Here is a 22370-nt window from a genome sequence, read left to right as displayed (position 1 = left end):
TGCGTACTAATACTTACTTAACACAATCAAATAACATGACAAACAACAATCCAGTAGTGTTCGACCCCCAAAATCAGTGGGCAAAGGAGTTAGGAGCCTCATTTATAGGCAGTATGGCAGTAATCTATTTCCGCGATCATTGGCATTCTCCACAACTCGATTACTTGAAGCGAGAAGAGGCCATTCAGAATTGTAAAGACTATTGTTGCTTGATGCGCAGTATGGGCTACGTGGCATTTGTAGGCTATTCGAGCGACGATGACGAGCCACAAACGGTTATTGTATGTAATGTGCCGATAGATTTGTTGTTTAGCACCTGTACGGTATTCGATGGCTATGTGATAGCGTATCATACCCCGTGCAATAAAAGCGTCAAAGTCGTGTCATGGTCGTTGAGGCTTAAAACGGTGCCCAATGAACCTTTGCCGCAGAGATCGTATGAGCATTTGGAAACGAAATATGAATACGAGGATTGGGACATTGACGAATTCCTTTCTTTGTCAAGAGATTTATCGCAGTGCACTATACGTGGCTGTGAGTTCTGCATAAACGATATTGCAATTCTTTCGGGGCGTATAAAAGAGGTGGTGCAACAGCATTGGCCCGATAAGGACGAAGATGCGTTGAAGTCGCTTTATGCCCAAGCACTCAATAACTTGCAGTCGCATCGCGATGAGCTGCGCCGTAGTCTGAGTAAGCCAATCAACGACTTGATAGACGAGGGGTTGATTGACCCTGAACCAAAAACAGGGGGAGATGAGGACGAAATGGAAGATTGGGACTAAATGCACGAATTAACGCGGGTTACATGGATTTAATTATCCGTGTAACCCGCGTTACAAATTTAGGGTGGGGCGACGCGTCTCTTCAAGCACCAAGCGCCCAAACGCAACCTCAAAACGCAATCTCTAATGGGGGCGACGCGTCTCGCGTCGGTGATAGTGCAGCAGTTATTTAGTGGGGGGCGCCTTTCCTTTTTATTTTCCCGACGCGGGACGCGTCGCCCCCATTAGAGCTTGCGTCTCTTCAAGCACCAAGCGCTACCACCAGGCGCATGCACAAAACACTACCTCAAAACGCAATCTCTAATGGGGGCGACGCGTCTCGCGTCGGGAAAATATGCAGTGATGCCTTACAACTATCAGTGCTCGTTGAGCAAAACCTTGCAGATGCTGTCGGCATCGAGTCCTACGATGTGACGCAATTCTCCCACGCTGCCATGCTCAACAAACTCATCGGGCAATCCCAAACGGACGATAGTGGGGGAGTAGCCGTGGTCGGCAAACCACTCCATCACGGCCGAACCCATGCCCCCCATGCGCACCCCGTCCTCAATGGTAATCACGCGTTTGAATTGGCGTCCTACCTCGTGCAGCAGTTCCTCGTCCAGCGGTTTAAGAAAACGCAAGTCGTAGTGCGCTATGCTCAGTCCCGGCCGGGCAGCTTCGGCCATGCTGATGGCTTTAGCCGCCTCGGTGCCAATGGGGCCCAGGGTGATGACGGCAGCATCGGTGCCTTGCTTGAGCTGGCGGCCCCGGCCTACGGCAATCTCCTTGAGCGGACAGTGCCAGTCAACCATTGAGCCGCGTCCGCGCGGATAGCGTATGACAAAGGTACCCTTGCCGGGCAGTTGTGCCGTGTACATGAGGCAGCGCAGTTCAGCCTCGTTGTAGGGCGAGGCAATGGTCAGGTTGGGCACGGGGCGCAAGGCCGCCAGGTCGAAGGCCCCGTGGTGTGTGGGGCCGTCCTCGCCCACAAGGCCGGCGCGGTCAAGGCACAGTACTACTGGCAGGTTGAGCAAGGCAGCGTCGTGTATCACATTGTCGTAGGCACGTTGTGCAAAGGCCGAATAAATGTTGCAGAAAGGCTGAATGCCCTCTTTGGCCATACCTGCCGAAAATGTGACAGCGTGGCCCTCGGCTATGCCCACATCAAAGGCACGGTCGGGCATGGCCTTCATCAAGATGTTCATAGAGCAGCCTGTGGGCATGGCCGGCGTAACGCCTACAATGCGCGGATTTTGCTCTGCCAGTTCGAGCAGCGTCTGCCCGAACACGTCCTGAAACTTTGGCGGTTGTGGCTTTGAGGGCTTCTCGATAATGCGTTGCCCGCTTTCAACACAGAACTTGCCCGGGGCGTGCCACACGGTGGCATTCTCCATGGCCGGCTTGTAGCCCATGCCCTTGTGCGTGTGAATGTGCAGCAACTTAGGCCCCTTCATGTCCTTAATTTCGCGCAGAATGCGCACCAATTCTATTACATCATGCCCATCGGTGGGGCCAAAATAGCGAATGTTAAGCCCTTCGAAGATGTTCTGCTGGTTGGCCAGCAGCGACTTGATAGAGTTGTTAAAGCGTATCACTGCCCGGCGCCGGCTCTCGTTGAGCAGCCCCCACTGTGTGAGTTTGCGTGATATGCAAAAACGCATACGGTTGTACCAGTTGCTTGTGTGCAAGTGCAGCAAATACTCCTTCATGCCGCCCACAGCACGGTCGATGCTCATGTGGTTGTCGTTAAGTATGATGAGCATGTTGTTGGGTGTGTCCGACACATTGTTAAGGCCCTCAAAGGCCAGTCCGCCACTCATCGAACCATCGCCAATGAGCGCCACCACATGGCGGTTGGCCTCCCCCTTTTTAACGGCCGCGAGCGACATGCCCAAGGCAGCCGAAATAGAGTTTGAGGCGTGGCCGCAGGCAAAGGTGTCATATTCGCTCTCTTGGGGCGAGGGAAATGGGCGTATGCCGTGCAGCTTGCGGTTGGTGTGGAATGCGTCGCGTCGTCCGGTGAGTATTTTGTGCCCGTAAGCTTGGTGCCCCACGTCCCACACAATGCGGTCGTAGGGCGTGTCGTACACATAGTGCATGGCCACAGTTATTTCAACTGTGCCCAGGCTCGATGCAAAGTGGCCGGGGTTGTCGGCCAACTCGTTGATGATGTCGCGCCGCAACTCATCGCAAACGGCAGGCAGCTCGTCAACGCGCAGCTTGCGCAAGTCGGCGGGCGAGTTGATGTGTTGCAGATATTTGAAGGGTTTGTCTTGTTCCATGCTATCAGTGCTGAGGCCATGCGCGGTGCGGCTTCCCTTTCGCAGAGAGTGGCCATGTGGGCGCATATCAAAGCAAAATTAGCATATTTTTTGGTAACCGCATATATTTCGCTACGAAAAACTTGTTTTGGAGTGTTAGCCCAAAACATTTCTGTAATTTTGCATACTTACTTCACTCGAGTTTCGGATTTAGCAAGTGCGGGCTGAAAGCCCAATGTAATCCATAGCCCGGGGCAACGCCCTGGGTCGCCCGCAAGAAGAAACGTTACGCCCTGTAAGGGCAAAAGTATGATGAAGTGGCTTTACTTCTGCCCTTACAGGGCGTCACTTCCTTGTTCAATTCCCCCCAGGGCGATGCCCTGGGCTAAGTAAATACTTGGGCTTTCAGCCCGCATTTGCTAAATCCGAAATTTGACTTACTTGATACATGACAGCATAATGGACAATATAATACAGGTAAAGGGTGCAAGGGTGAATAACCTGAAGAATATAAGCCTTGATATACCGCGCGACAAACTGATAGTGGTGACCGGCCTTTCGGGGTCGGGCAAATCGTCGTTGGCCTTCGACACACTGTATGCCGAGGGACAGCGACGCTATGTCGAAAGTTTGTCGGCCTATGCGCGCCAGTTTCTTGGACGCATGAACAAGCCTGAGTGTGACTACATCAAGGGTCTGCCGCCCGCCATAGCCATTGAGCAGAAAGTGACGAGCCGCAATCCGCGTTCAACGGTTGGCACAAGCACCGAGATATACGAATATTTGCGCTTGCTCTTTGCCCGCGTGGGTCACACCTTTTCGCCCATCAGCGGGGCAGAGGTAAAGCGCAATACGGTGCAGGACGTGGTAGACTGCATGCTGTCGTACTCTGAGGGTACGCGCTTCACGGTGACAGCCCCCATGCGTGTGCGTCATGGGCGCAGTCTGGCAGCACAGTTGCAGGTTGACTTGCAGCAAGGCCTGTCACGCCTCGATGTCGATGGCGAGATGGTGCGCATTGAGGACTTTCTCAACGACCTGCAGCAAGGCAAACTGGTGGTAGACGATGCACCGGTGGACAGCGACGAGGCTGGCAGTGTGGCCGCGCAGCCCGACGCACAACATTACACCATGAGCCAGGTGGCGTTGCTCATCGACCGTCTGGCGGTGAGCAAGCAGCACGATGTGCAGTCGCGTTTGGCTGACTCGGCCGAAACGGCCTTCTTCGAGGGCGACGGCACCTGTATGTTGCGCTTTTATCCGGCCCGCATATTGCACACCTTCTCCACACGTTTCGAAGCCGATGGCATGAAGTTTCGCGAGCCCGACGACAACATGTTCTCGTTCAACTCGCCCATTGGCGCTTGCGAGCGTTGCGAGGGGTTTGGCAAGATAATGGGCATCAGCGAGCATCTGGTAGTGCCCGACACATCGCTCAGCCTGATGCAGGGCGCTGTAATGTGCTGGCGTGGTGAAAAGATGCAAGAATGGTTGCACGAGTTTGCGCGCCGTTGCTCGCAAAAGGGGCTTGATTTCCCTATATTCGAGCCTTATTTCAAACTCACACGCAAGCAAAAGGACATATTGTGGCACGGCGACAAGGCCGAGCAGGCTTTGCCCGAGGAGCAGCGAGTGAGCATTGACGCTTTCTTCCGCATGCTGGAGCGCAACCAATACAAAATACAGTATCGCGTGATGTTGGCGCGTTATCGTGGCAAAACGGAGTGCCCCGACTGTCATGGCTCGCGCCTGAAGCCCGATGCCGAATACGTCAAGGTGGGCGGGCGCAGCATAACCGAACTGGTGAGAATGCCGGTGAAGGAATTGCTCCCGTTCTTTGAACACCTCGAACTCTCTGAGCACGATGCCGCAGTAGGCAAACGCTTGCTCAACGAAATACGCAGCCGCTTGAAATTCTTGTCGGAGGTGGGACTTGACTACCTGACGCTCGACCGCGTGTCGAACACCCTGTCGGGTGGCGAAAGTCAGCGCATTAACCTGGCCACCTCGCTCGGTTCGTCATTGGTAGGCTCGCTTTACATACTCGACGAGCCAAGCATCGGACTCCACCCGCGCGATACTGCCCGCCTGATACGTGTGCTCAAGGAGTTGCGCGACTTGGGCAATACGGTGATTGTGGTGGAGCACGATGAGGAAATCATGCGTGCGGCCGACTACATTATCGACATAGGGCCGGAGGCCGGACGCCTTGGCGGACAGGTTGTATATAATGGCCCCTATGTGGCCGACGAAAAGGCCTTGCGCGCCACATCGGCTGTATACGATGCCGACAAACAACTGTACACCTCGCACACGCTCAATTACTTGTATGGCCTTGAGCACATACCCATGCCGCTGTCGCGCCGCTCGTGGAACCGCGCCATCAGGGTGGAGGGCGCACGGGCCAACAACTTGAAAGGCATTGATGTGGACTTTCCGCTCAACGTCATGACGGTGGTGACGGGGGTAAGCGGTTCGGGCAAGTCGACACTGGTGCGCGACATATTTTACCGCGCTTTGAAACGGGCTAAGGACGAGGTGACCGAAAGGCCCGGGGAGTTTACAAAACTTTCGGGCGACATTGATGCCGTGCAGGCCATAGAATTTGTCGATCAGAACCCGATAGGTCGCTCATCGCGCTCAAATGCTGTGACGTATGTCAAGGCTTACGACGAGATACGCAAACTCATGGCTGCCCAACCCCTGGCCAAGCAAATGGAGTTTACACCAGCCTATTTCTCATTCAATGCCGATGGCGGCCGTTGCGAGGAATGCAAGGGCGAGGGCACGGTAAAGGTGGAGATGCAATTCATGGCCGACCTCGTGCTGGAGTGTGAGAGTTGCCACGGCAAGCGCTTCAAAAGCGACATACTCGAGGTGAAATATGAGGGAAAGAACATTTACGACATTCTCGAAATGACCGTAAATCAGGCAATGGAGTTCTTCAGCGAACACAATCAGACTAAGATTGTCAACCGCTTGCGTCCGTTGCAGGAGGTTGGTCTGGGCTACATCAAGCTTGGCCAGTCAAGTTCTACTCTGTCGGGTGGCGAAAACCAGCGCGTCAAACTGGCCTACTACCTTGGGCAGGAACGCTCTGTGCCCACGCTCTTTATATTCGACGAACCCACCACGGGCCTTCACTTTCACGACATCAACCGCTTGCTAAAAGCTTTCAACGCTTTGATTGAGCGTGGTCATACCATCGTTATCATTGAGCATAACCTTGATGTGATAAAGTGTGCCGACTACATGATAGACCTCGGTCCGGAAGGCGGACGTGAGGGAGGTCAGCTTGTGGCTTGTGGCACCCCCGAGGAGGTGATGGCACAGGGTAAGGGTTACACGGCCAAATATCTGAAGGAGGCTTTGTCGTAGCACTTAGTGATAGCGTTTGTCGCTTGAAGAAACTCTACCACTAATGGGGGCGACGCGTCCCGCGTCGGGCATTAAGGCAAGGCTCACAGACAGGCATGTAATTAGTGCTGTCTGTGAGTCTTTGTTTGGTAGTGTATTAACCTTTGCTTTAATGCCCGACGCGGGACGCGTCGCCCCCATTAGTGCTTGCGTTTGGTGATAGCGCTTAGTGATAGCGTTTGTCGCTTGAAGAAACGCTACCACTAATGGGGGCGACGCGTCCCGCGTCGGGATCAAGGCAAAGGCTCACAGACAAGTGTGTAATTACCACTGTCTATGAGCCTTTATTAAGTGCATAAACCTTTGCTTTAATGCCCGACGCGGGACGCGTCGCCCCCATTAGAGCTTGCGTTTGGTGGTAGTGTTTAGTGCTTACGTTTAGTGGTAGCGGGACCTTTTACCATACTACAACAACTTACACACCGAGTATCTTGCATCTTACACTAACACATTGCAACTCATTGATTATCAATACCTTACTCAGTGTAAGATATTACATATTTCACTTGCACGCAACCTACACAACCCACACGCTGCCACACGGCACAAGCACGGGTAGATAATATCACGGCATAGGGGAGCAGAAAAGCCTGTTGCTCCGACAGATTTTTCTACGTCCCTGTGGCGTATTATTTACTGCATACGACAAAACCAACTGCGGGGCAGTGGGGTGGGGACTGTAAGATGTATGTAGGGGTGTGTAAGATATTTTGGAATCATCTTACACTCTTGAAATCTCTGTATATCAACTTGTTACGCACAAAAAGTGTAAGATGGCAGTAAAAACACACGCACTCTTTTACTAGTAGGCAGACGGGAAGGGAGCAATTATTTGTGTACAAATTGTACACTTTTTTTGTTGGGTGCAATGCCTTGGTGTTACCTTTGCAGCACTTTACTTTTGTACTAAACCAAATTCTAAACCAAATTGTATGACTACCATGAAACAAATGCTTAACAGAATGTTGCGCTATGCCGATGCCATTGTGAAACGTGGCGTTGACAAACTGATAGACGTTATCGCGCATAGCGCGGAACCACAAACTAAAAACACTGTAAAGCCCCAGCGAAAAAAACGCATGCGCAACGACACTGACTGCGCACCACAAACAACTGGCAGCACCACGAACTGCGGTCTGACCGAACAAGCCATCAGTCTTATGGACGAGCTGTACGACATTCGCTACAATGTGCTTGACCGCACGCCTGAAGTGCAACGGCGCGACCAGGCGGACAAAGGGTTTGTACCCGCGAGCAAACTGGTGCGCAACACGATGGTGATTGACCTGCACAAACGGGGCTGCATGGTGTGGAACAATGATGTGGACCGCATTGTGGAGTCGGCCTACATGCCGCAGTATCACCCCTTCAGCGCTTATTTGCAGTCACTGCCGCAATGGGACGGCATCGACCGCGTGGGTCCACTGGCTGAACGGGTGAGCACCGATGCGCTGTGGCGCATGGTGTTCGGACGCTGGTTGCGCTGCATGGTGGCTGGTTGGGTGCAGGCCACAGCGGGCGGCGCAAGCACCTGCGGCAATGCCATGATACCGCTGTTGGTGAGCGAGGAGCAGGGTGTGCGCAAAAGTACGTTTTGCCGCATGTTGCTGCCTCCCGAACTGCGCAATTACTACACCGACAAGTTTGAGCTGGCCGGCGACGAGCGTCTTGAACTGGCGCTGTCGCGCTTTGCGCTTGTCAACCTTGACGAGTTTGACCGCTACAACAAGTTGCACAACGCCAAACTTAAAAATTTGGTTCAGCTTGGCACCATGCAGGCGCGCCGCCCCTATGCTGCCGGATTTAGCAAAATGGCGCGTGTGGCCTCGTTTATAGGTACCAGCAACAGGTTCGACCTCTTGACCGACCCCACGGGCAGCCGTCGTTTTTATTGTCAGGAGGTGAAGCGCGTCATAGACTGTGACACGCCGCTCGACTATGCGCAACTTTATGCACAGTTGCTGCACGAGGTGAAAAACGGCGAGATTACATACTTTACGCATACCGAGGAGGAGCTGATACAGCAGCACAACCGTTTGTATTACCAGGCGTCGCCCCTGCGCGAGTGTTTTGCAAGGTTGTTTGAGTTTGCGCCCGTTGGCAACGGGCATGAGGTGTCGGACATAGAGGGTAGTGAATGGTTGACGGCCACTGCCATTTTGCTCGAAATAAAGCGTGCCATGCGTGGTATGGGACAGAAGTTCACGGCCGTGGCATTAGGGCGTGAACTGGTGCAGCTGCAAGTGCCGCGCCGGCGCAGCAGCAAGGCTACATTATACTATGTGAGGCGCAAGCATGACGAGGTGTGCTGAAGGCGCAGAAAGTGACAATGTCAGGGGAATGTGGTGCTTCTGCTTCATTGTTTGTGCTTTGTGAGATTAGCCGCTAACGCGGAGAACATAAGAACATAAGGACATAAGAACAAAAGATATTACGTTGTCCATGACAGGTTTTAATGCTTTTGCCCTTTCAGATAGGGTGTTCGAAATAGGCATCAAAAGCGCGACCGTTTTTGTTGCATTTTAAGTAGCGTAAAACGTGCTGCAAAAAACGCAAGCACTAATGGGGGCGACGCGTCTCGCGTCGGGATAATTAAAAGGAAAGAAGCAAACTATACTAAATAATTGCTGGTTCTTTTCCCGACGCGAGACGCGTCGCCCCCATTAGTGCTCGTGTTCTAACACGCTCTCATTCCCTTAACCATACGATGAAGTTTTTCAGCATCTGCCTGCTTAAACTCAAAAGAGTCGATATCGCCATAGCATGAGCAATAACCCAATAGATGTTTGGTCACTCGATAGAGTCTGTAAAACACGTTTCCCGGTTTCATCGACACGCATATTGACAACTCGGAATGTGTCTGTATGCTCCCATCATAGCACGTTTTTTTATGGGTATCATAGTTCACGTTATAGACATTGTCCTTACTGCAGAAAGTGAATAGCGATGGAGTGGTGTCCTTGTTGTCAGTCGAGGTATTGGCATTCAAGTAATTGGCGAATTGTTCAAGTTTGCCAGCGTCCTCTGGGCGTAACAGCATCGCATCAAAATCGCCGTCCTCGCGTTTTATGCCAAAGATATATTTTGTTGCACTTTTCAATTTATCCCAAAAGTCGAGATGAACAAGGTGAAAGTTTCCATAAACGATACGCTCCTCGTTTTCTTCCGTTTCAAGAGTTTGTAATATTAACTGATGACTGACATCAAAACATTGGCATATAAAAAGCTCTGTTCTCTCCATAAATTCTTCTTTGGTTAAATTCCTGGTATAAGGTTATTCTTTGTTGTTGCATATAAAATGCGAAGTCCCCCATTGACAAGAGAGTATTTCTATTGTCGATGAGGGACTTTTGCATTCCTTAGTTTGAAAGAATGATGTAGTAGTCAGGGTACTATACCTTGATTTCTACTTCAACGCCACAAGGCAACTCAAGCTTCATCAAAGCGTCAACAGTCTTGGCAGTTGAGCTGTAGATGTCGATAAGACGCTTGTAAGTTGAGATCTCAAACTGTTCGCGGCTCTTCTTGTTAACGAAGGTAGAGCGGTTAACAGTGATGATGCGCTTGCGAGTAGGGAGGGGGATAGGACCGCTCACTACGGCACCAGTGGCCTTAACATTCTTCACGATCTTCTCAGCTGACTTTTCAACGAGAGTGTGATCGAAGCTTTTCAGCTTAATACGGATTTTCTGACTCATTGTGTATTATAATTGTTTGTAATGAAACACTTTGTTGGGCGGGCGGGATAAGAGTCATTCGTTATCCCGCTCCCAATCAAAGTAAAATGTTGTTTGCTAAGTGTTGGCTAATTACTTAACCAAGTCAACGCGACCGTTGATTTCCTCGAGCACGCTCTTGGCGATGCTTGAAGATACAGGTGCGTGGTGGTCGTACTGCATAGAGCTTGATGCACGACCTGAAGTGATGGTACGGAGGGCAGTTACATAACCGAACATTTCGGCCAGAGGAACCATTGCCTTAACGATACGTGCACCGCTACGGCTGCTTTCCATACCTTCAACCTGGCCACGACGCTTGTTCAAGTCACCGATAACGTCACCCATGTTCTCCTCAGGTGTTACAACCTCAAGCTTCATGATAGGCTCCATGAGCACGGGGCCAGCCTGTGAGCAAGCGTTCTTGTAAGCCTGGAGGGCAGCGATTTCGAATGACAACTGGTCAGAGTCAACGGGGTGGAATGAACCATCGAGCAACTCAACCTTCAAGCTGTCCAAGGGGAAGCCACCGAGCACACCGCTCTTCATGGCGTTCTCAAAGCCCTTCTGTACTGAGGGGATGAATTCCTTAGGAATGTTACCGCCAGTCACCTTGTTGATGAACTGCAGGCCGCCTTCCTTGAAGTCTTCGTCTACAGGACCAACGTTAACGATGATGTCGGCGAACTTACCACGACCACCCGACTGCTTCTTGTACACCTCGCGGAGGTTAACAGTCTTGGTGATAGCCTCCTTGTAGTTAACCTGAGGCTTACCCTGGTTACATTCAACCTTGAACTCACGCTTCAGACGGTCGATGATGATATCCAAGTGGAGCTCACCCATACCTGAGATTACGGTCTGGCCGCTCTGCTCGTCAGTCTTAACGGTGAAGGTAGGATCCTCTTCAGCCAACTTGGCCAAGCCCTGTGAGAGCTTGTCGAGGTCCTTCTGAGTCTTAGGCTCAACAGCGATACCGATAACGGGATCGGGGAAGTCCATAGATTCGAGTACGATAGGTGCGTCCTCGTCGCAGAGTGTATCACCAGTGTGGATATCCTTGAAACCTACACCTGCACCGATATCACCGGCTGAGATAACCTCAACGGGGTTCTGGTGGTTAGAGTGCATCTGGAACAGACGTGAAACGCGTTCCTTCTTGCGTGAACGGGTGTTGTAGATGTAAGAACCAGCTTCAATCTTACCAGAGTAAACGCGGAAGAATGTCAGACGGCCTACATAGGGGTCGGTAGCAATCTTGAATGCGAGAGCTGCAGTGTGTTCCTCTTCGCTCGGCTTGCGGTCTTCCTCTTCGCCAGTTTCGGGGTTTGTACCCACGATGTTGGGAGTGTCGAGGGGTGAGGGCAAGAACATACATACGTAGTCGAGCAGAGTCTGTACACCCTTGTTCTTGAATGAAGAACCCTGAGTCATAGGAACGATGTCCATGGCGAGGGTACCCTTGCGGATAGCGGCCACAATTTCCTCTTCAGTGATAGAAGAAGGATCGTCGAAGAACTTCTCCATCAAGGCTTCGTCGCACTCAGCGGCAGTTTCTACCATCTTGTCGTGCCATTCCTGAGCCTCGTCTTTGAGTTCGGCAGGAATTTCGTCTACTTCGTATTCAGCGCCCATTGTCTCATCGTGCCAGAAGATAGCCTTCATCTTGATGAGGTCAACGATACCCTTGAAGTTTTCTTCGGCACCGATAGGAATTGAGATTACACAAGGATTAGCGCCAAGAATGGCCTTCATCTGGCGTACAACTTCAAAGAAGTCGGCACCTGAGCGGTCCATCTTGTTTACATAACCGATACGTGGTACGTTATACTTGTCAGCCTGACGCCATACAGTTTCAGACTGGGGTTCAACGCCACCTACTGCACAGTAAGTTGCTACAGCGCCATCGAGCACGCGGAGTGAACGTTCTACCTCGGCAGTAAAGTCAACGTGTCCCGGAGTATCAATCAAGTTGATCTTGTAGATCTGGTTGTTCCAGTGCCATTGGCAGGTAGTGGCAGCTGAGGTGATAGTGATACCGCGCTCCTGCTCCTGGGCCATCCAGTCCATGGTAGCGCCACCATCGTGTACCTCGCCAATCTTGTGAGTTTTACCTGTGTAGAACAGGATACGCTCAGAAGTTGTAGTCTTACCGGCATCGATGTGAGCCATGATACCGATGTTACGAGTCAAATGTAAATCGTGCTTTGCCATCGTTTAATGTATTCTCAATTGAAATTAGAATCTGAAATGAGCGAATGCGCGGTTGGCCTCGGCCATACGGTGCATATCTTCCTTACGCTTGAAGGCACCACCCTGTTCATTGAAAGCGTCCATGATTTCGGCAGAGAGCTTGTCAGCCATAGTCTTGCCACCACGCTTGCGGGCGAAGGCAATCATATTCTTCATGGCTACTGACTCCTTGCGGTCGGGGCGGATTTCAGTAGGAACCTGGAATGTGGCACCACCGATACGGCGGCTCTTAACCTCTACCTGGGGAGTGATCTTGTCGAGGGCTGCCTTCCAGATTTCGAGGGCGCTCTTTTCCTGATCCTTCATCTTCTCGCCTACGATGTTGAGGGCGTTGTAGAAGATTTCGTAAGAGATAGACTTCTTGCCGTCGTACATCAGGTGGTTAACGAACTTTGAAACTTTTACGTCGCCGAATACGGGATCGGGAAGGATGACGCGCTTCTTTGGTTTAGCTTTTCTCATTTTGAGTAAAATTGGTTTTAGTAGGGCTGCAATTCAGTTCTTCAACTCCCCGTCGGGAGTTTACTCAACCGCTGCAAACCAAGTGTGAATAAATAAAATGTGTATATGCAGACGCACCTTGGTGGCGCATGCTGTCATCGTTTTGTTTAGGGGGGGGGGCTTGAAACGGCAAATATGCAAATATGGAATGGTGTGTTACACGTTATACGCTTGCAGCGCCAAATCACTGTCAAGCTTTCAACATTTGCACATTCTCACATTTGCACATTTGCACTGTTCAAGATAGTGTAGAAGAATTACTTCTTAGCGGCCTTGGGACGCTTTGCGCCGTACTTAGAACGGCGCTGTGTACGGTTGGCAACACCGGCAGTATCGAGTGTACCGCGAACGATGTGGTAACGTACACCAGGGAGGTCCTTAACACGACCACCGCGTACGAGCACGATGCTGTGCTCCTGCAGGTTGTGACCTTCGCCAGGGATGTAAGAGTTAACTTCCTTAGAGTTAGTCAAGCGCACACGGGCTACCTTACGCATAGCTGAGTTAGGCTTCTTAGGTGTGGTGGTGTACACACGCACGCAAACGCCACGACGCTGGGGGCATGAGTCGAGTGCCGGAGACTTGCTCTTTTCGGCTGCTACGCTTCTGCCCTTTCTTACCAATTGTTGAATAGTAGGCATTTCTTTGTTTTTTTATTGTTATATATTGTTTTATTATTTGCTGTAGTAAGAGGTGTAGGTGTACACTACACCATTCGGGCTGCAAAGGTAGCAACTTTTATCGGAATAACCAACGAAAAGCGTGCCTTTGTCAGCAACTTTTTCGTATTTTCTCGGCAACGGCCCCTCCGTTTGGCGCAGCGCAACTGTTTGCATTGGCTGTACCGGTGCGGAGGGACTGTTGTGTTGTTGTGCCGTTGGGCGGCGTTATTGTTTGTTGCTGATGGGCAGCACGGTTTCGACGGAGCGTATGTGCAAGTCGCGTTGCGGGAAGGGTATCTCAATGTTGTGGGCATTGAGTGTGTTGTAGATGGCCTCTTTTATGCGCCCTGTCATGACAAACTTTTGTTCGACGAGCACCCAGTAGGTTACGAACAGGTTGACACTGTTGTCGCCAAACTCGTCAAACACCACGCTGATGGGCTGCTTGGAGCTGATGATGTCGCGGCCGTCGGCCTGCTTGCCTTGCAGCTGTTTTACTGCGTCAATGAGCATTGTGCGCACTTCGTCCACGTTTACGCCATAAGCCACGCCAACGGGCACTTTCACCATTTCGTAAGAGTGGTTTTTGGTGATGTTCTTAAAGTTCTTGCTAAAGAGCGAACTGTTGAGAAACGCTATTACGCAGCCGTCGGCGGTGACAATTTGTGTGCTTTGGTAGGTGATGCTGTCCACCTTGCCGCGTATGCCGTCACATTCTATAAAGTCGCCCACGCGCACACGTCCGGTCATGAGTGAAATGCCGTAGAAGAAGTTTTCGAGCAAATCCTTCATGGCAAAGCCGACACCTGTGGCCAAACCTGCCGAAATGACTGAGATGGCGGTTGAAGGTATTTTGAGCAAGCGGATAGATATGATGGCGTAGAGTCCCCACACGCAGATGCCAATGATGTTGTTGGCCAGCGTAAAGTTGGGCTTTCCGTTGACCACCACTTTGCTTTTGTGGTATTTGTGGTAGAGTGCCTTGATAAGATAGTTGAGGTAGCGGAAAACGAAGTATTGTGATGCTACCGCTACTATTTTGGCCAGTGAGAGTTGCACCACATCGGGCACGTTCAAGAAATTGAACATGAAGATGCTTGTCACGGTGGCGGTGAGATCGAACACGTTTGCAGCCCACCAGATAGAGAGCAGAATAGACAACACCCCCATAACAGGCACCACCGACATGGCTACAAAGTCGTACAGCCAAGTTTGGTTGATATGCTTTTCGTGCCGTTTGCGTATAGCCTCCAATATGTTGAGGCGTGCCACCTTGTTGTTAGCAATCTCGCCAATGTGTTTGGCCAGATAGCGCTCTTCGTACACGGCCAGCAAGTCGTAGATGCAGGTAACCGTCTGTATGCAAGCCAGCTGGAACATCCACCATATCAATATTTGTACCGAGAGCAGCGTGTAGCCGTACCATGCGGCAAAGGTCGATGCCACCATGATGGTGAGCGACACCCAGGTGTAGAATATGTCGCTGCGCGGAATATTGTTGTTGTGTCGTCTGATAACGCTCCATTGCCACAGGGTGAACACCAGCAGTATGGGCGGGAAAATCAGTTGCACCAAGTTGTTGGGTATGAAGATGATGCGGAAACTGATGACTACGAAAGACATCAGCATAATGGGCGTGTAAATGCGGAAACCGCTCTTGATTTGGTCGCCTTTGATGCGAATAAGCAGCGATACAAAGATGACACATAGCAGCCATGCGTACTCAATGAGCAGTTTCGACGCCATGAGGAAGAAGTTGTGGTACATAAATGTGCGGCACACCATGATAGATATGGCAAAGATAATCATGGCGGCAGCCAGAATGAGGCACACCTTTTTCTTCATAAACTCTTCGGTGCGGAAACGTTTTGGTACAAGCCAACGCACCAGCACATTGCTCAATAGCGAGGCTACGAAAATGTAGAACAGTACAAAGATGCTCAAACCCACCACGATAGGTCCGCGCCATTGCGACTCTACGTTGTGCTGCTTGTTCTTGTCCTGCACTTTCTCTACGTCGTACTTTTCGTTGGCATCGGCCTTGGCCATTTGCAGATAGCGCGAAAACTGGCCCAAAATCTCAAGGTAGTTGGCATCGCCGTTAATGAAAATGTTGTGCTGAATGGCAGTATAGCGTTGCAAGGCATAGTCGTTGAGTTTGCTCAGCTTGCCCGCTGTCATTTTGTAGTGCTGGTTGTCCTGCACCACGCTCTGCTTCATGCGGTCGAGGTTGTCGCGCAGGGCGGTGGCATACTTCAGGCACGAGTCGCGGTCGGCCTGTCCTTGCTTGCTGAGCATGAAGGGTTGCGTAGCGCCGTTGGGGGCGGGCTTGCCGCCAATAGGCCCTACCAGCATCGGCGTGGGCTGTTTGCCCTTGACGGGCACTTGCGGGTGCGCGTTGTTGCCGGCCACAGCGGGCGGAATGGTCTGGAGCGAACTGATAAGCGCGTTGTAACGGTTCAGTTCCGTATTGATGCGGTCCAAAATCTTTTGGTACGGCATGCTGCGCTTGTTAAACTCGTGGTAGAGCGATGTGGCCTCGTGGCAGGCATACGTCATGTCAAACGTAAAGTCCTGTTTCTGCGAGTACAGCATCAGCCCTATTTGGTCGCTGCGCTGCATGAGCGATATCATCTGCTTGTGCTGCATCTGCGCTATCACATTGTAGCGTGCGATGTTCTGTTTCTGTTCGTTATATGTGTTGGCCAGCTCTGCTCGCAGCACAGCCAGTGTGGCGGCCAGGTCCTTCTCCTTCAGCACTGCGTGCGATGCCAGGGGCAGGCAGCAAGCTATTGCCAGCAACCACACCTTGAGCATGACGTCAAGTCGTTTGCGTAATATGTTCATGTACAAATAGTTTGTTGTAGTCTTTGGCGGGAGCGGGTTGACGGGTTGACAAGTTGACAGGGTAAGTATGTCGACCTGTGCAAATCCTCGTGCTAAAGCAAACAAGACAGGTGGCGCGAAAGCAGTCCATTAATCTTGCCACCCGATGCGGGCATCAGTCCTTGTAAATAGCCTCCTTTATGCCCTTTGTGTTGACAGCGTCCTTGGTCAGTTCGGGCACATTGTAGCTCTTTGGCAGCAATATGTTCTGTACAGGGTTGAGCTGCGGCAGCAAAAAGGCCTTGTGTCCCTGGCCGTTGCGGTCGAAATAAGCAATGTAGGGGCGGGTGTACGACCCGTCGTCACGACGCGAGGCCACCACTATCCAGCGTCCGTTAGAGCTCCATGTGTGGTAACTGTCAGCGTCCTTGCTGTTGGTGGCGGTGAGCGGGTAAACCTTGCCCGTTTGCAAGTCCTTCACATACAGGTCGGCAGCCTTGTGCCAAATGTGAAATTGCCCGTAGTCCGCCAACGTAAACAGCAAATAGCGTCCGTCAGGACTCACGCGTGTTACGGCGGCACTCTTGCCCATGGCGGCGCAATCCACCTCTACCTGGGGTGTGCCAAATTGGCGGGTGGCTGGGTCGAAAGTCATGCTCATCACGTTGTAGCGCACGTCCTTATATATGTGTGTGATAATTTCGCGTCGCACGCTGTCGTTTTTGCCGGCAAACGCCTCGACGTGTGCCGATGTATAGTAAAGTTTGCGTCCGTCGGGTGCCCAGCACGGAAAGGTCTCCATGTCGGCGTCCGTCTTCAGAATGTTCGACACCTCGCCCTTGTCCACATCGTAAAACACGAGGTCCGAACCATAGTCCACCACCTCAATCTTTTGGTGGTTGCGTATGTGGAAAGCCTGTCCCGTCTGGTTTGACGAGAACACCACCCAGTTCTGCGTAGGGTGCCAGGTGGGGTAGGTGGCGCCGGCCAGTATGGAGTCGCTCTTGATGGTGCGTTTCTCCACCTTGCCATTCTCAATAAACACTGTGCCGCCATGCTTGGCGCGTACATGGAACAGCATGCGCTTCGTGCTGTAATTTTGGTAGTTATGACAGTTTACGCAATGGTTGTCTTTGTCGTCGTATTTGTCATTGTTTTCGTAGACAGTTTGCACGTCAAAGCCCTGCAAATCGCGCTGATACAATCCCATTTGGCGGTACAACTCATACGACGGCTCAATCAGTCGGTACGACAGGTAACGGTCAATGTCCTCCTGTGCCACACTGATTTTGTACGACGGAAACTTTACCCATTCGCCCTCGCGCTTGGCGTAGAGTGTCACGTCAAGGTCCTTTCCGCGGGCAGCGTTGAGCATCTGTTTCCATTCGAGCGAGTCGAATTGCAACACACCGTCTTTGCCGGCAGCGGCCAGCACCTGGCGTCCTGCACCCTCGATGCAGCCCACATATTCGTCGCCTGCCGACTTTACCTGCACATTAAGCGGCGCAATGTTGGGCGGCACCACAATGTCGCGGTAGTCGGGGTATATTTTAGCAGTTTCGTTCACGCTTGTGGCCTCAGTTGGCACCACTGCCGTCGGTTTGCAAGCGTTGAACATGACCATGCAGCCCATCACAAGGCCCGTGGCCACACATTTATATATATGATGTATATTCATTGTGTTCTTTTGAAAGCATGCCAAGTGACACATCAGTTCACCTGCGATTGGTTCTGTTTAGGTTTGACCACCTGGTCGGGGTCGTTATTCTCGGTGTAGTAATAATACACATACGTGCCCAGCCAGCGCTCACGCAGCTCGTGACGCAGCTTCAAGCGGTTCTTCTTGCCCATGTAGGGTTTGGCGTCCATATAGAACGAGCTGATTTCGCCGGGCACAAACTGTCCCACTTGTGGGAACTGTTGCAGCAAGCCATGGTTCTTGACATTCAGTATGGCCAGAGCCTGTTGCATGGCACTGGGGAAGGACGCCCCCTTCTGCGCCAAAATTTGTGCACGTGCCAGGAACGATTGCAAATCCTTGCTGTAAAGGCAGGCCGCTGCCGATGTAATGAGTGTGGCATCGGTGCCCGAGTTTAGTCCTATGTTGTAGCCAAGGAACAAGGGCTGTTGGTAGTTCTGCTCAAAACGCTCTTCTCTCGGGTCGAGCGACAGCACATGTTGCAGTTCGGCATCGTCCTTCACCAAAGCCGGGTTGTCAAGCATGGCCCAATATTTTTCAACAAAAGCCCCCTCAAGTGGCATTTGGTCAATCAAGGTGAGGTATTTGCGGCAAAGTGCCTTCTCGCCCATCAGCAGAGCGCACACCGCCATGCGCTTGTAGTAAAACAGGCGCGGTCCGCCCATCACTACCTTGTCCATGGCGCAGCGGTAACCTGCATTGAGCAGACCAGCGTGGTAGTTGCAGTCCGACTCAAACAAGCCATACTCCTCGTTGCCGTCAAGGCTGTCAAGCTTAAGTTTCGGAAAATCATAGGGAATGTCGTATTGCCCCTCAAGCAGTTGGTCGCTCTCCTCAAGTGCCGCAGCATAGTAGGCAGCCACCGCCCGTGTGGGTTGTTTGGCCGAGCGTCCGGCGGCAATCATGCCGTCCCAGTCGGCGTCCCATTGCATCAGCTGCATTTTAGCCGTAAGCAGCGTGTTCTGCCCGGCAGTACGTGCCACAGCGGTAGCTCCGGCACAGAGCACCAATGCTACCAGCATGCCCCATGGTTGCACCCGTGCGGGTAATTCGGCTTTAGCCTGTTTGCGTGTAATCAGCCAGCTCACAAGAGCCAGCACAGCCACTACGGCCAGCACAGCCAGGGCTATTATGATGAACAGCGACGGCTCGTTTTTGTAGTACAGGTTTACCCCGCGCCACATAATCCAGCCCAGTTGGGCCACGGGCAGCACAAAACCTATGCCGTCCCACTGGCGTGGCAAGCGCATGGCGCGGTCGGTCAGCCAAGCCGTCAGCGTGTACACCGCAGCCATGCAGAGCGCACCGCTCCACACCCATTTGTAGACGAGCAAGGCCCAGCGCCCCACCCAATAAATGCCGCCCATGGGCAAGCGCAGCAAGCCGTGCATGGTGTCGGCTGAGGCTGATATGTAACTCTCTTGTTCAGCTCGGGCCAGCACATCGCCGTAGCCCCATGTTAAAAACAAAAAAAGTGCTGCAAATCCCACAATGTATGTAGCCCACCGCGCCACACAAGGTTTTAAGGCTCCAAAGTGTTTCGAAGCCTTTCGTGGTGCAGCGGTTGTGCTTTGTGGTGCAGCAGACTGCCTATTACGTATTTTATTCACAGTGTTACAGTATTAAAAATTAGTGCAAAGATACTGCAACGAAAGAGAAAAGCACTATCTTTGCAGCGAAAATATAACAGGAAATCCCCAAATGTTTGAAAATCTAAGCGAAAGACTCGAGCGGTCTTTCAAAATATTGAAAGGCGAAGGCCAGATAACTGAGATAAATGTGGCCGAAACCTTGAAAGATGTGCGTCGCGCTTTGCTCGATGCCGATGTCAACTATAAGGTAGCCAAGTCGTTCACCGACACGGTCAAGCAAAAGGCTTTGGGACAGAACGTGCTCACGAGTGTCAAGCCAGGTCAGCTCATGGTCAAAATCGTGCACGACGAACTGGCAGCGCTTATGGGCGGAAAGGCTTGCGAACTCAAGCTTAGCGGCCGTCCGTCGGTTATACTGATGGCCGGTTTGAACGGTGCTGGTAAGACCACCTTGTCGGGCAAACTTGCCCTCTACCTCAAGTCGAAAAAGAGCCGCAAACCCCTGCTCGTGGCCTGCGACGTTTACCGTCCGGCTGCCGTTGAGCAGCTGCGTGTGTTGGCTGAGCAGATTGAGGTGCCCATCTACATGGACCTCAACGAGAAAGACCCCGTCAAGATTGCACGCGATGGTGTGCAGGAGGCCAAAGCCAAAGGTTACGACACCGTGATAGTCGATACTGCCGGTCGTTTGGCTGTAGACGAAGAACTCATGAAAGAGATTGCCGCCATCAAGCAGGCCATCACCCCCGACGACACCCTCTTTGTAGTAGATGCCATGACGGGTCAGGACGCTGTCAACACGGCCAAGGAGTTTAATGACCGACTCGACTACGAGGGCGTGGTGCTCACCAAACTCGATGGCGATACCCGCGGTGGTGCAGCCTTGTCAATCCGCACCGTGGTTGACAAGCCCATCATGTTTGTGGGTATGGGCGAAAAGATGGAGGCACTCGACGTGTTCCACCCCGAGCGTATGGCCGACCGCATACTCGGCATGGGTGACATCGTCAGCTTGGTTGAACGTGCGCAGGAGCAGTTCGACGAGAAAGAGGCACTCAAGCTGCAACGCAAAATTCAGAAGAACCAGTTCGACTTCAACGACTTCCTTGCCCAAATTCAGCAAATCAAGAAGATGGGTAACCTCAAGGACCTCGCATCGATGATACCAGGTGTGGGCAAGGCATTGAAGGACGTTGAGATTGACGATAATGCCTTTAAGGGTATCGAAGCCATCATTCTGTCAATGACACCCAAGGAGCGCCAACACCCCGAGGTGCTCAACCAAAGTCGCAAAAACCGCATTGCCAAGGGTTCCGGCACAACCATTCAGGAGGTTAACCGCCTTGTCAAGCAGTTCGACCAAACTCGCAAGATGATGAAAATGGTCACTGGTTCAAAAATGGGCCGCATGATGGCTCACATGCCCAAAATGCCCGGTATGCCGGGAATGCCACGTTAAAGAATTGACCGGTTAATGGGTTAACGGGTTGACCTGTTGACGGGTTAACGAGTAGAGACGGGTTAACGGGTTAACAAGTTATTTTGCTCATCAAGGCTCTGTTGTCGACAAGCCGAATGTAGAAGCATGCTTACTTGTCAACCCGTTAGCCCGTCAACCCGTTAACCGATCTTCTGCTTCGCCCCGCTAACCGTACACTTGTAATCAAACACATTAAAAATACTATGACACCACAAATTATTGACGGAAAGGCCACAGCGGCTATCATCAAGGCAGAGATTGCCGAAGAGGTAAAGCGCATTGTGGCAAATGGCGGCAAGCGTCCGCATCTGGCCGCAGTGCTTGTTGGGCACGATGGCGGCAGCGAAACTTATGTAAAGAACAAAGTGCTGGCCTGTGAAGCCTGTGGTTTCCAATCGTCACTCATTCGCTACGAGGACGATGTGACGGAGGCAGAACTACTGGCCTGTGTAGACCGGCTCAACCAGGACCCAACGGTTGACGGCTTCATTGTGCAGTTGCCCTTGCCCGCACACATCGATGCGCAAAAGGTAACAGAACGTATCGACCCGCGCAAGGACGTTGATGGTTTCACCCCCGTCAATGTGGGGCGCATGGTCATAGGTTTGCCATGCTATGTGCCGGCCACGCCCAAGGGTATCATCGAATTGTTGCGACGCTACCACATCGAAACAAGCGGCAAACGTTGTGTGGTGCTCGGACGCTCAAACATTGTGGGCAAACCCATGGCCATGCTCATGATGCAGAAGGCTTATGGCGATGCCACAGTAACTGTGTGTCACAGCCACAGTGCCACGCTGAAGGAGGAGTGCCGCCAGGCCGACATCATAGTAGCAGCCATAGGCCGCCCGGGCTTTGTCACGGCCGACATGGTCAAGCCTGGTGCTGTCGTTATTGACGTGGGCACCACCCGTGTGCCCGATGCTACACGTCCCAAGGGCTTCCGCTTGAGTGGTGACGTCGACTTTGAGCACGTGGCGCCCTTGTGCTCCGCCATCACCCCCGTGCCGGGTGGGGTAGGTCCTATGACCATCTGCATGCTCATGCTCAACACCCTGCAGGCGGCTAAGGGAGAGTAGCGGGTGAATGCCGCTAATGTGTGGCCGCATTTGCACACGTAAGCCCGTCCGCAGTTGTTTTACATAGTCCGTTGGCGGAATTGGTTGACCAAGCAATGTGTCAACCAATTCCGCCAA

Annotated in this window: 14 protein-coding genes; 5 read left to right on the top strand and 9 right to left on the bottom strand. The window is 52.1% G+C overall.

Features of this window, described 5'->3' with window-relative positions; genetic code table 11:
- Positions 1 to 35: 35 nt before the first annotated feature.
- A complete protein-coding gene (locus BQ5453_RS01570; protein WP_071121861.1) occupies positions 36 to 785 on the top strand; it encodes a hypothetical protein in 750 nt (249 codons plus the stop codon).
- Positions 786 to 1141: 356 nt separating this feature from the next.
- On the opposite strand, the gene dxs is transcribed toward BQ5453_RS01570, so the two are convergent.
- Positions 1142 to 3049 carry a 1-deoxy-D-xylulose-5-phosphate synthase gene (gene dxs / locus BQ5453_RS01565; protein ID WP_071121901.1) on the bottom strand — a complete coding sequence of 636 codons (1908 nt, stop codon included), beginning with the start codon at positions 3047 to 3049 and terminating at the stop codon, positions 1142 to 1144.
- A gap of 438 nt (positions 3050 to 3487) precedes the next feature.
- Here dxs and uvrA point away from each other — a divergent pair, with 438 nt between their 5' ends.
- Both uvrA and BQ5453_RS01555 read left to right on the top strand, forming a co-directional pair.
- Positions 3488 to 6406, top strand: a complete 2919-nt coding sequence (gene uvrA, locus BQ5453_RS01560; RefSeq protein WP_071121900.1) for an excinuclease ABC subunit UvrA — start codon at positions 3488 to 3490, stop codon at positions 6404 to 6406.
- A 980-nt stretch (positions 6407 to 7386) separates the two neighbouring features.
- Entirely contained in the window at positions 7387 to 8757 is a 1371-nt protein-coding gene (locus BQ5453_RS01555; protein ID WP_161942388.1) for a VapE domain-containing protein, read from the top strand.
- Between the two features lie 365 nt (positions 8758 to 9122).
- Here BQ5453_RS01555 and BQ5453_RS01550 read toward each other — a convergent pair whose 3' ends face one another.
- From BQ5453_RS01550 to BQ5453_RS01515, 8 genes are all read right to left on the bottom strand, one after another.
- On the bottom strand, positions 9123 to 9686 hold the full coding sequence (locus BQ5453_RS01550; RefSeq protein WP_071121859.1) for a hypothetical protein: 564 nt from the start codon (positions 9684 to 9686) through the stop codon (positions 9123 to 9125).
- Between the two features lie 151 nt (positions 9687 to 9837).
- A complete protein-coding gene (gene rpsJ, locus BQ5453_RS01545; RefSeq protein WP_022101258.1) occupies positions 9838 to 10143 on the bottom strand; it encodes a 30S ribosomal protein S10 in 306 nt (101 codons plus the stop codon).
- Positions 10144 to 10254: 111 nt separating this feature from the next.
- Positions 10255 to 12375: an elongation factor G gene (gene fusA / locus BQ5453_RS01540; RefSeq protein ID WP_071121858.1), complete on the bottom strand. Its 2121-nt coding sequence runs from the start codon at positions 12373 to 12375 to the stop codon at positions 10255 to 10257.
- Positions 12376 to 12399: 24 nt separating this feature from the next.
- The gene (gene rpsG, locus BQ5453_RS01535; RefSeq protein ID WP_022101247.1) at positions 12400 to 12876 is read right to left on the bottom strand and encodes a 30S ribosomal protein S7; all 477 of its coding nucleotides are present in this window, start codon (positions 12874 to 12876) and stop codon (positions 12400 to 12402) included.
- 296 nt (positions 12877 to 13172) lie between these two features.
- Complete coding sequence (rpsL, locus tag BQ5453_RS01530; RefSeq protein ID WP_022101246.1) at positions 13173 to 13556, bottom strand: 30S ribosomal protein S12; 384 nt, start codon at positions 13554 to 13556, stop codon at positions 13173 to 13175.
- A gap of 246 nt (positions 13557 to 13802) precedes the next feature.
- Complete coding sequence (locus BQ5453_RS01525) at positions 13803 to 16424, bottom strand: mechanosensitive ion channel family protein (protein ID WP_235860007.1); 2622 nt, start codon at positions 16422 to 16424, stop codon at positions 13803 to 13805.
- Between the two features lie 154 nt (positions 16425 to 16578).
- Positions 16579 to 18081, bottom strand: coding sequence for a TolB family protein (locus tag BQ5453_RS01520; protein ID WP_071121898.1), 1503 nt, complete (start codon positions 18079 to 18081; stop codon positions 16579 to 16581).
- Between the two features lie 32 nt (positions 18082 to 18113).
- Entirely contained in the window at positions 18114 to 19712 is a 1599-nt protein-coding gene (locus BQ5453_RS01515; RefSeq protein WP_143033253.1) for a DUF6057 family protein, read from the bottom strand.
- Positions 19713 to 19803: 91 nt separating this feature from the next.
- Here BQ5453_RS01515 and ffh point away from each other — a divergent pair, with 91 nt between their 5' ends.
- On the top strand, positions 19804 to 21153 hold the full coding sequence (ffh, locus tag BQ5453_RS01510) for a signal recognition particle protein (RefSeq protein WP_071121856.1): 1350 nt from the start codon (positions 19804 to 19806) through the stop codon (positions 21151 to 21153).
- Between the two features lie 224 nt (positions 21154 to 21377).
- The gene (gene folD / locus BQ5453_RS01505; RefSeq protein WP_071121855.1) at positions 21378 to 22253 is read left to right on the top strand and encodes a bifunctional methylenetetrahydrofolate dehydrogenase/methenyltetrahydrofolate cyclohydrolase FolD; all 876 of its coding nucleotides are present in this window, start codon (positions 21378 to 21380) and stop codon (positions 22251 to 22253) included.
- Positions 22254 to 22370 lie beyond the last annotated feature (117 nt).

This window comes from Prevotellamassilia timonensis, assembly GCF_900106785.1.
Lineage (GTDB): Bacteria > Bacteroidota > Bacteroidia > Bacteroidales > Bacteroidaceae > Alloprevotella > Alloprevotella timonensis.
Note: the sequence above shows the minus strand (reverse complement) of the source record. Positions and strands in the feature narration are given on the sequence as shown.